The following is an 8,706-nucleotide window of genomic DNA, read 5'->3' as shown; positions in this document are numbered from 1 at the left end:
ACGGTGGCGCGGTTCGTGTTTTCCGGATCGTGGTTCCGTGCCGCTCGGTTCGTGATCAGGATGGCGGCCGGTTCCGGCGGGCCGCGAAGAAGTCCGCCAGCAGGCGCGCGCACTCCTGTTCCCGCACGCCCGTGACCACCTCGGCGCGGTGGCGGAGGCGTGGGTCGCGGACGGTGTCCCACAGCGAGCCGGCGGCGCCTGCCTTGGGGTCGTACGCGCCGTAGACGAGGCGGCCCACCTGGGCCAGGAGCAGCGCGCCCGCGCACATCGCGCACGGCTCCAGGGTGACGACCAGGGTCGTCCCGGGCAGCCGCCAGGTGCCGGCATGTGCCGCGGCGGCGCGCAGCGCCACGACCTCGGCGTGGGCGGTCGGGTCCCGCTCGGCCTCGCGGGCGTTGCGGCCCCGGCCGATGATCGTTCCGTCGGCGTCGGCGACCACGGCGCCGACCGGGACGTCCCCGGTTGTCAGGGCCCGCCGCGCCTCTGCCAGGGCGGCGCCCATCAGCGCGGCGAGGCCGGGCGTGCCCGGGTGGGGGAGGCCCCCCATGTCAGCTCCCGATCTCGTCCAGGATGTCGGCGCAACCGGCACGCTCGCTGATCGCCGTCACCACGTCCGCCGGCAGGAGGCCCTCTTCCGTGATCAGTTCGAGTAGCGTGTCGGCGTCCGTGCCGAGATCGGCGAGCAGGTCGAGGTCACCGACGGGCTGTCCGCCGGCCGGTGTGTCGTCGGAGTCGTCGTCGAGGCCACGCCGGCCCACCGGTGGCAGCGCGCTGGCGAAGAGCCGGTCGGCGAGGGCCGAGGTGAACAGCACCCGGTGGTCGGACAGGAACACCCGTGGGTCGCTGATGTCGCCTTCCACCCGCACGATGCCCAGGTACTCGTCATCCTCCTCGACGAAGGCGACGGCGAGCTCGGGGGAGATGTCGTGCAGCAGCTCCGCAAGTATGTCAAGGTCGTCGATGTTGTCGAGGTCGATCTCATGCGCGCTCCAGCGTCCGCGGATGCGGCCGATGGCGCTGGCTTTCTGGGTCACCGAGTTCTCCCACGGTCTTGTGTCGCGTCCATACCAACTCCGAGTGCCCACCCGGCGGCCACTGGCTCCGAGCGTCCGCCCGGCGCCGGCGGCCCGCGGTCCCCGGCCGGGCCGCATCCCCGCCCGGGCCGCTTGTCACGACGGGGCACAGCGGTAGCGGTCCCTACGGACCGGCTGCTCGGTCCATGACGGCCGTCCGCTCGCGTCACCCTGCCGTACCCTGCTCTGTCCCGCCCGGACAGTGATGTCCCGCCCGCGACGCACCCCTGTCGTGCCTGCCTTTGCCGTACCTGCCCCGATGGGGCGCGCCCTTGCCGGACATGCCTGGTGGACAGCCGTCCGGCGCACGTCTTATCACACCTCGTACCACACTCGTACCCCGCCTGTTCGCCACTGCCCGGAGGATGTTCCGAGGCCGCTCTGGAGCTGGTCCGGGACCGACATGGGACGGGTATGACGGGGTGTCGGTCACCGGCGCGGCGGCCCGTGGCACGCTGGGGAGGCGATGAGCACACCCTTCCCGCGCCGGTTCTCCGCCCGCACCCGTGCCGCCCTTGCTGTGGAGAAACTCGCGTCCTCGGCTTCCCGCCAGCTGGGACGCGGATCCGGTGAGATGATCGGCGGCAAGCTTGCCCTGCGGGTCTCCCCGGAGATCCTGTCCGAGGTCGCGGCCGGGCAGCTGGTGGCCTGCGTCAGCGGGACCAACGGCAAGACCACGACCACCCGGCTGCTGGCCCGCGCGCTGGGCACGCTCGGCCCGGTCCGCAGCAACAGCGGTGGCGCCAACATGGCGGCGGGCGTGCTGGCCGCCCTGTCCAAGCCGCCCTACGACGCGGCCGCCGCGCTCGAGGTGGACGAGATCTGGCTGCCCAAAGTGGCCAGGCAGATCCAGCCCCGCGCGGTCATCCTGCTCAACATCAGCCGTGACCAGCTCGACCGGTCGAACGAGACCCGGCGGATCGCGAGCCTCTGGCGTGATCTCGGCGCCGAGCTGCCCGGCGCGACCGCGATCGCCAACGCCGACGACCCGCTGGTGGCCTGGGCCGCCGCCGGCTGGTCGAACCAGGTCTGGGTGTCGGCGGGCCAGAACTGGACGGCGGACGCGATGGTGTGCCCGCAGTGCGCCAGCCTGCTGCACCGCAACGCCACGGGCTGGTGGTGCGGCTGCGGGCTGGCCCGGCCTGAGCCCCTTGTCTCGGTCACCGGGCCGCACGAGCTGCTCTGGTTCGGCCGTCACCTCACGGCGTCGATCGACCTGCCCGGCCGGGTGAACCTCGGCAATGCGGCGATGGCCGCCGCGGCGGCGAAGCTCTTCGGGGTCGAGGTCGAGCAGGCGCTGGCCGCGATGACCGGCCTTGAGGACGTCCAGGGCCGCTACCAGGAGGTCGAGCTCGGCGACTCCGGTACCCGCGGGCGGCTGCTGCTGGCGAAGAACCCGGCCGGCTGGGTGGAGATGATGGAGCTGCTCAACAGCACGCCCACCCGGCCGGTGATCGTTGACTTCAACGCGCAGACCGCTGACGGGCGTGACCCGTCGTGGATCTGGGATGTCCCGTTCGAGCGGCTGCGGGGCCGGCGGGTGCTGGTCACCGGTGGGCGCAAGGAGGACATGAGCGTCCGGCTGGCATACGCGGAGATCCCGCACACGGTCCATCCCGATGCCGAGAGCGCGGCGGCGGTTCTGGACGAGAAGATCGTCGATGTGGTCGCGAACTACACCGCCTTCCGCGACATCCTGGGGCGGGTCGCCCCGGTGAGGACGAACAGTTGACCAAAAAGGTGACCAAAAAGGTGACCATCCACGGTGACATGACCGGGGCCGCGGCATGAGCCGGGAGTCGGCGACCCGGATCGCCCTGATCTACCCGGAGCTGCTCGGGACGTACGGCGACGGCGGCAACGCGACCGTGCTGGCGCAGCGGCTGCGCTGGCGTGGCCTGCCGGCCGAGGTGATCGGCGTCCCGGCCGGGGAGCCGGTGCCGGCCGGCTGCGACATCTATCTGCTCGGCGGCGGTGAGGACGAGCCGCAGGTGCTGGCCGCCGAGGGGCTGCGCCGCAACAGCGCGATCGCGCACGCGGTGGCCCAGGGCGCGGCCGTGCTCGCGGTGTGCGCCGGATACCAGGTGATCGGTGCGTCCTTCCCCGCCGGTGAGGGCCGTATCCACGACGGCCTGGGCCTGGTGGACGTGGAGACGCGACGCTCGTTCGAGCAGCCGGTGCCGCCACGCGCGGTCGGTGACATCGTCGTCGAGCCCGTCCCCGAGCTCGAGCTGCCGTTGCTGCTCGGCTACGAGAACCACGGGGGACGTACCCGGGCACTGCCCAACGGGCACGGCCGGCCGCTCGGGATCGTGCGCAAGGGGGTCGGTAACGGTACCCCGGACCACACCGACGGTGTCGTGGACGGCCGTGTGATCGGTACCTACCTGCACGGTCCGGTCCTCGCGCAGAACCCGGCCCTGGCCGACCTGCTGTTGTCCTGGGTGCATGGCTGGCTGCCGGAACTGGCCGGCCCGCCGGAGACGGAGGTGCTGCGCCAGGCACGCCTGCACGCCCTGGACGTCCATGCCTGACCCGGGGCCGGGCGGCCGCGGGGAACCTTCGGTGGGCGCGGGAAGCAGCCGGGGGGCCTGCGCCCGGACGCGGGGGGAGCGGCCTGTCGCCCGGTGCCCGGCCGTCGGCCGTCAGTCCGTCCTGACGGCCGGCGGGGTGGCGGGTGCGGGACACGGCTCGTCGTGCTGCGGCGGCAGATGGGCGCGGTCGTGTTCGGCGATCGCCACGTTCAGCCGGCTCAGCAGCGCGCCGAAGACACCGAGTTCCTCCTGGTCCCAGGTGCGTACCAGGGTATTGATTTTTTCTACCCGTGCGGAGCGGGTGGCGAGGTAGCGTTGCTGGCCGCGGGTGCTGAGTCTCACCAGCGTCGCCCGCCGGTCGCTGGGATCGGTGGCGCGTTCCACCAGCCCGGCCGTGACAAGCGCGGCGATCTGGCGGCTCACCGTGGAGATGTCCAGGGCGAACACCGTGCCCAGGGTGGTCAGCCGTACGGCGCCGTGTTCGTGGATGTGGCTGAGCAGCAGGTAGGCGGAGCGGTCCAGAACCGTCCCGGACTCGCCGGCGATGGCCATCCGGAAGCGTTCGGCGCGCCGGCCGAACACCGACAGCTCGTGTTCAATCTTGATCAGTCGATGGTCGAGTTCCTGACCACTGTCCACTTCGGCCTCACCCCTGTTCCGGCAGCCGTATGCCCCGCAATCCGATGTTGTCGAGATTCTGGTGGATACACCACGTCAACGAACGAGCCGTGCCGTGGTTGCCGTACCGGACATGCCTGTTTGACTACTTTTAGTAGTCAATCGGTATCGCAAGCTGACTGGGTGTGAGACAGCGCACTCCGGGTGGCCCCGACTTGCCCGCGACGCGAGGCGAATCTGCCGAATCGACGGCTCCTGGTGTGGTTCGGTTGTCTCGTGGTGTCGAATCCGCTGAAAGCCGGGAAACAGCTATGGGCCAAGAACCGCAAGCGGGTGCTGATCATCGGTGCCGTGCTCGTGGTCGCCTGGATCTACGTGTCTCGCTCGGGTAGCCCGGATACCGAGCGGGCGAAGATACCGGCGGGGTACGCCTCCGCCGAACGCGAGCTCGCCGTTCATGCCGACGCCGACCCCGGCAAGCCCCTGCCGCTGGTCCTCGTCCTGCATGACAACAACAGCGACGCGGCTGCGATCGAAAAGATCACCGAAGCCTCGACGCTTGCCGACCGGCAGCACTTCGCCGTGGTCTACCCGGAAGCCGTGGACGGCGAATGGAGGTTGGACGACCCCCGGGGCGCGGACGTGCAGTACCTGCGTGACGTCGTGCGCTACGTGTCGGAGAAGCGGTCGAAGATCGACCAGTCCAAGATCTACATCTGGGGTCTTGGCGAAGGTGGGCGGGCCGCCCTCACGATTGCCTGCGGGGCGCCTGACAACAACCTGAAGTTCGCCGCCGTCGCGGTGGTGGGGCCGGTCGGGCAGGTCCCGAACTGCCCGTCGGGAACCCATGTCCAGCATGTCGACGGGACGTGGGACAAGCAGGTCACGCGCAGCCTGTGGGACTTCTCCAGGAAGCCCAAGGCGTAGGAGCGGGCATCCGGGGTTGGGAGGCCCGCGGAGAAGGCGTCTGATGAGGTTCCAGCCTCGGCCGCGCATCCGGTCGGTGGGAGAGGGCGGCTCCCGCCGACCGGCCGGACTGTGGGGGGGGTCCAGTACGACCGGCCGACGGAAGCCTCTTGTTCCGCCGGGCTTTCCGAGCTGGGGGGGTTGGCTCGGTCCAACCAGCGGAAGTCATCATCGCGGGATGCCGCGGAGCGCCGCCAGGCCGGTGTCGACGTCGACAAGATCGACCTGGCGGCAAGGTTCACGCACAATCGGAGGGGGAGGCCGCGCGGGAACCCGCCTGTGAATTGTTTCTACAGTATATTGGTTGCCACTACGCGAAGCCGCGTACTGACAGCCGGATGTGGACGCGGGCTGACCGGTTCGCTCAGAAAACCCGGCCGACGGAATATGACGTGGTATAGATGGCCCTCAGCGAGACGACATCACCTGACTTGGGTGCCACCCACATCTTACCATCGCCCGCATAAATACCGACGTGGTAGATGTTACCTGGTGCGCCGTAGAAAATCAGGTCACCTGGCTGCTTGTTGTACTGCGATATCCTGGTGGTCGCCTCGTACTGTCCCTCGGCGGTGCGGGGGATGTTGCGTCCCAGCTGCTTGAAGACGTACTGGACCAGTCCTGAGCAGTCGAACGTGTAGGGGCCCTCAGCGCCATAGACGTAGGGCTTCCCGGCCTGCTGGGCCGCGAGATACACCGCCCGTTCACCCAGCGAGCTGGCGGCCGCGAGCGCGCCCGAGATGGCGTTGCTCATGGTCGGGGCATCGAGGCCAGTGATCTGGGGAGAGCGCTGCACGGGCGGGGTGTTGGGAATCACGGTCAACGTGCCGACGTTCGTCGACCGTGTCGAGCGCAGGGCGTCGGTCCCGTCGAAAATCGCAGTGATCTGCGTGGTGGTGAGAACCTTCGCGGTGTAGCTGGTGAAGCCCTGCTCGTTGGTGTAGAGGTGCTTGAAGGTGGCCCATCCCTCCGGCAGCTTCACCTGGACCTTGACAAGCTGATTGACCAGCGGTGCGTGGGTGACCGCGTCCTCGAGGGAGAACCCCATCTCCACCGGCTGGTCGGCCTTCACGGAGACGTCCGGATTCGTGACTTTGAGCACGACGCCGTTCTTGGGATGCAGGTCGGTCTGGTTGAGTACCTGGCTGGTGACCGATCCGGAACCACCCGTGGACAGCGGATTGATGGTCGAGGTGCGCAGGTTGGCCAGTGACGCCTGGCTGCCGAACTGTGATCCAAGCGTTATCGGCGAGGTGACGGAGGCATCGTCGGAGTTCGAGTCGGCCGTGGCGCATCCGGCCAGGGCGACACCGGACACCGCGACGGTACCGGTGGTCACCACGGCGACAGCGGCCCGGGCTCGCGAGCGGCCCGTTCCGGGCTGCGGCGCGGGCGCGCGATGCCGGCCGCGTGCCGGACGGTCGACGTGCCGGTCGATCGGGTGCTGGCGGGACGACGGCGCAGCCGCCTGCGACGAACGCGATCGTACTGCTGGATCAGGCTGCACATCATGCGCAGACAAGGTTGTGATCCTTCCCGTTCGCCTGCGAGGTGAGCTGTCGGGTTCGGGCTGGGCTGCCCGGTGGGTCGCGCGACCATCGCGCTGCACACTTCACCCCGAGGGCGACACCGCGGTTCGATGCCGTCCGGTGGAGGATGGGTCCCCCGCTCCTGCCCTGGTGACGACTCGGAGGGAACACCGGGACCGTGGGCAGGATTCGGCAGTTCGGCCCGGTGCGTCGTGACGTCGGCGCGAGACTAGTTCATACGGATGGCGCTAGTAAACACTAGTCCCTCACAACTACCCCAAGTAGTTGTATGAAGTGTCATAACCGGCTCTTCTACCCCATCCTCCTTCGCCGGCCGGGGCGGCGCCGGGTGCGACCGGCTGGCTTGTGGCCTTCGGTCGCCCGACTGACGTGCCGCTTTCCGTGACTTGCGGGATGCGGAGGATGACAATACGCCATAGCGGCGACAGACGGTCGACCAGGAGCCTTCGAGTACAGATAGTGAGCAATACTGCTACGTTAAGTAGCGATCAAGGCTGCCCATTGGCGGTACTCTGCTCTTTTTGCGAAAATTGTCCGATTGGTTGATGCCGAGTTGTCGGCCTTCTGACGCGTGTCGGAATGTGACGTCGTACTCTGGCAGTGCCTCGTCCGGATCGGTCCTTCCAGGTCAGTCACGTGATCAGGGCAGCGTGACGGATGATCAGGAATCGTGCCGATGCTCCCCGGGGAGGCGCTCGCCATGACGCGGTCCGCGTCGGGGTCCGTGCCGGACGGGCGTGGTGTGCGCCAGCCGGACGCGCCCGCCTCCCGGCCGCGTCCTCGCCGGGTGGGCGTTGTTGTGATTGGCGCGGGTGTCGCGGGCCTGGTGGCCGCGGTCGTGCTGGCTCGTCGGGGTATCGACACGCTCGTGCTCGAGGCCGCCAGTCGGGCCAGGGTGGAAAGCCGTCCACGCGCCGGGCTGCTCGGGCCGGCGGCGGTGGACGCCCTGGAGCGCAACGGGCTCGCCGACGGCCTGCGAGCCGAAGGTGTGCCGCACCACGACTGTGAGTTCCGACATCGTCGCAGAGCGTTTGTCGTCGAGTATGCTCGCCATGCGGGCGGACGCCACCACGTTGTCTACCCGCAGCAGAAGCTTGTCGCCGACCTGGTTGCCGCCTACCTTGCCGCGGGTGGCGTCATCGAGTTCGGCGTCACTGACGTGATGTTGGGCGCGCTGGCCTCCGACCACCCCGCCGTCTCCTTCGTCACGGCCGGCGGGCAGCGGCAGGTGGTGGAAAGCCGTTTCATCGCGGGCTGCGACGGCCATCATGGTGTTTCCCGAGGATCGATCCCCGAGGGCGCGTTACGCTCCATCCGGCAGCGCGACAGCGCATGGGCCTGGCTCGCGGTCCTGGCCGCGGTCGCCCCGTCCACCGATAAGATCATTTATGGGGTCAGTCCCCGGGGGTTCGCCGGCCACATGCTGCGCGACCACCGGACAAGCCGCTTCTACCTACAGGTGGAGGCCACCGCCGACGCCGCGGCCTGGCCGGCCGGGCGGATCTGGGCGGAACTGCACGCCCGGCTCGCCGTGGACGCCGACTGGGAACTGGCGGAAGGGCCGCTGCTGGAGCCGCCGAACGTCATCACGATGGACTCGGTCTTCTACGAACCGATGCGCTTCGGGCGCCTCGTACTGGCCGGGGACGCCGCGCGCCGGGTACCACCGGCGGCGGCCAAGGGCGCCGGGCTCGCCATCGTTGACGGCGAGACACTCGCGCTCGCGGTGGTGGCAGCCCTGCACGACGCGGACGAACGCCCGCTGGACGCCTACTCCGAGGTGTGCCAGGGCCGGGCCTGGCTGGCACAGGAAGCATCGGCGAAACTTTTACGGATGGTCAACGTCGAGCTCGCCGACCCGTTCGCCCGGCGCCTGCAGGACGTTCGCCTGGACCGCCTCCGGACCTCACCGGTCGCCGCCGCCGAATTCGCGGAACACTACCTCTCCCCCTCCCCCCTCTCCCC

General features: G+C 69.3%; 8 protein-coding genes and 1 riboswitch. Of the genes, 4 read left to right on the top strand and 4 right to left on the bottom strand.

Going from position 1 to position 8,706, the window contains the following annotated elements; genetic code table 11:
* Positions 1-55: 55 nt before the first annotated feature.
* Both tadA and AC5LSR_RS19045 read right to left on the bottom strand, forming a co-directional pair.
* On the bottom strand, positions 56-547 hold the full coding sequence (tadA, locus tag AC5LSR_RS19050; protein ID WP_250281928.1) for a tRNA adenosine(34) deaminase TadA: 492 nt from the start codon (positions 545-547) through the stop codon (positions 56-58).
* A 1-nt stretch (position 548) separates the two neighbouring features.
* Complete coding sequence (locus tag AC5LSR_RS19045) at positions 549-1,034, bottom strand: tRNA adenosine deaminase-associated protein (RefSeq protein ID WP_250292887.1); 486 nt, start codon at positions 1,032-1,034, stop codon at positions 549-551.
* 505 nt (positions 1,035-1,539) lie between these two features.
* Between AC5LSR_RS19045 and AC5LSR_RS19040 the strand changes: the two genes are divergently transcribed.
* Complete coding sequence (locus tag AC5LSR_RS19040) at positions 1,540-2,805, top strand: MurT ligase domain-containing protein (protein ID WP_250292884.1); 1,266 nt, start codon at positions 1,540-1,542, stop codon at positions 2,803-2,805.
* 55 nt (positions 2,806-2,860) lie between these two features.
* On the top strand, positions 2,861-3,607 hold the full coding sequence (locus tag AC5LSR_RS19035; RefSeq protein ID WP_250281925.1) for a type 1 glutamine amidotransferase: 747 nt from the start codon (positions 2,861-2,863) through the stop codon (positions 3,605-3,607).
* Positions 3,608-3,718: 111 nt separating this feature from the next.
* Here AC5LSR_RS19035 and AC5LSR_RS19030 read toward each other — a convergent pair whose 3' ends face one another.
* Positions 3,719-4,246 (bottom strand): MarR family winged helix-turn-helix transcriptional regulator, encoded by a 528-nt coding sequence (locus AC5LSR_RS19030; protein ID WP_250281923.1) that lies wholly within the window; start codon positions 4,244-4,246, stop codon positions 3,719-3,721.
* Between the two features lie 258 nt (positions 4,247-4,504).
* On the opposite strand from AC5LSR_RS19030, the gene AC5LSR_RS19025 reads away from it, so the two are divergent.
* Positions 4,505-5,152 (top strand): CE1 family esterase, encoded by a 648-nt coding sequence (locus AC5LSR_RS19025; protein WP_250292881.1) that lies wholly within the window; start codon positions 4,505-4,507, stop codon positions 5,150-5,152.
* A 403-nt stretch (positions 5,153-5,555) separates the two neighbouring features.
* Here AC5LSR_RS19025 and AC5LSR_RS19020 read toward each other — a convergent pair whose 3' ends face one another.
* Positions 5,556-6,533, bottom strand: coding sequence for a C40 family peptidase (locus AC5LSR_RS19020; RefSeq protein WP_250292879.1), 978 nt, complete (start codon positions 6,531-6,533; stop codon positions 5,556-5,558).
* A 185-nt stretch (positions 6,534-6,718) separates the two neighbouring features.
* Positions 6,719-6,894: riboswitch (cyclic di-AMP (ydaO/yuaA leader) on the bottom strand.
* A gap of 523 nt (positions 6,895-7,417) precedes the next feature.
* Here AC5LSR_RS19020 and AC5LSR_RS19015 point away from each other — a divergent pair.
* Positions 7,418-8,706, top strand: a 1,289-nt coding sequence (locus tag AC5LSR_RS19015) for a 4-hydroxybenzoate 3-monooxygenase (RefSeq protein WP_493468753.1), incomplete at its 3' end; no start/stop codon positions are given.

Source organism: Protofrankia sp. CiP1_Cm_nod4 (genome assembly GCF_982290645.1).
The sequence above is the reverse complement of the archived record's forward strand: the minus strand, read 5'-3'. Positions and strand labels throughout refer to the sequence as shown.

Bases quoted from the DNA above. Each gene is read 5' to 3' on its own strand.
- tadA (WP_250281928.1), bottom strand. From the start codon at position 547: ATGGGGGGCCTCCCCCACCCGGGCACGCCCGGCCTCGCCGCGCTGATG.
- AC5LSR_RS19040 (WP_250292884.1), top strand. From the start codon at position 1,540: ATGAGCACACCCTTCCCGCGCCGGTTCTCCGCCCGCACCCGTGCCGCC.
- AC5LSR_RS19035 (WP_250281925.1), top strand. From the start codon at position 2,861: ATGAGCCGGGAGTCGGCGACCCGGATCGCCCTGATCTACCCGGAGCTG.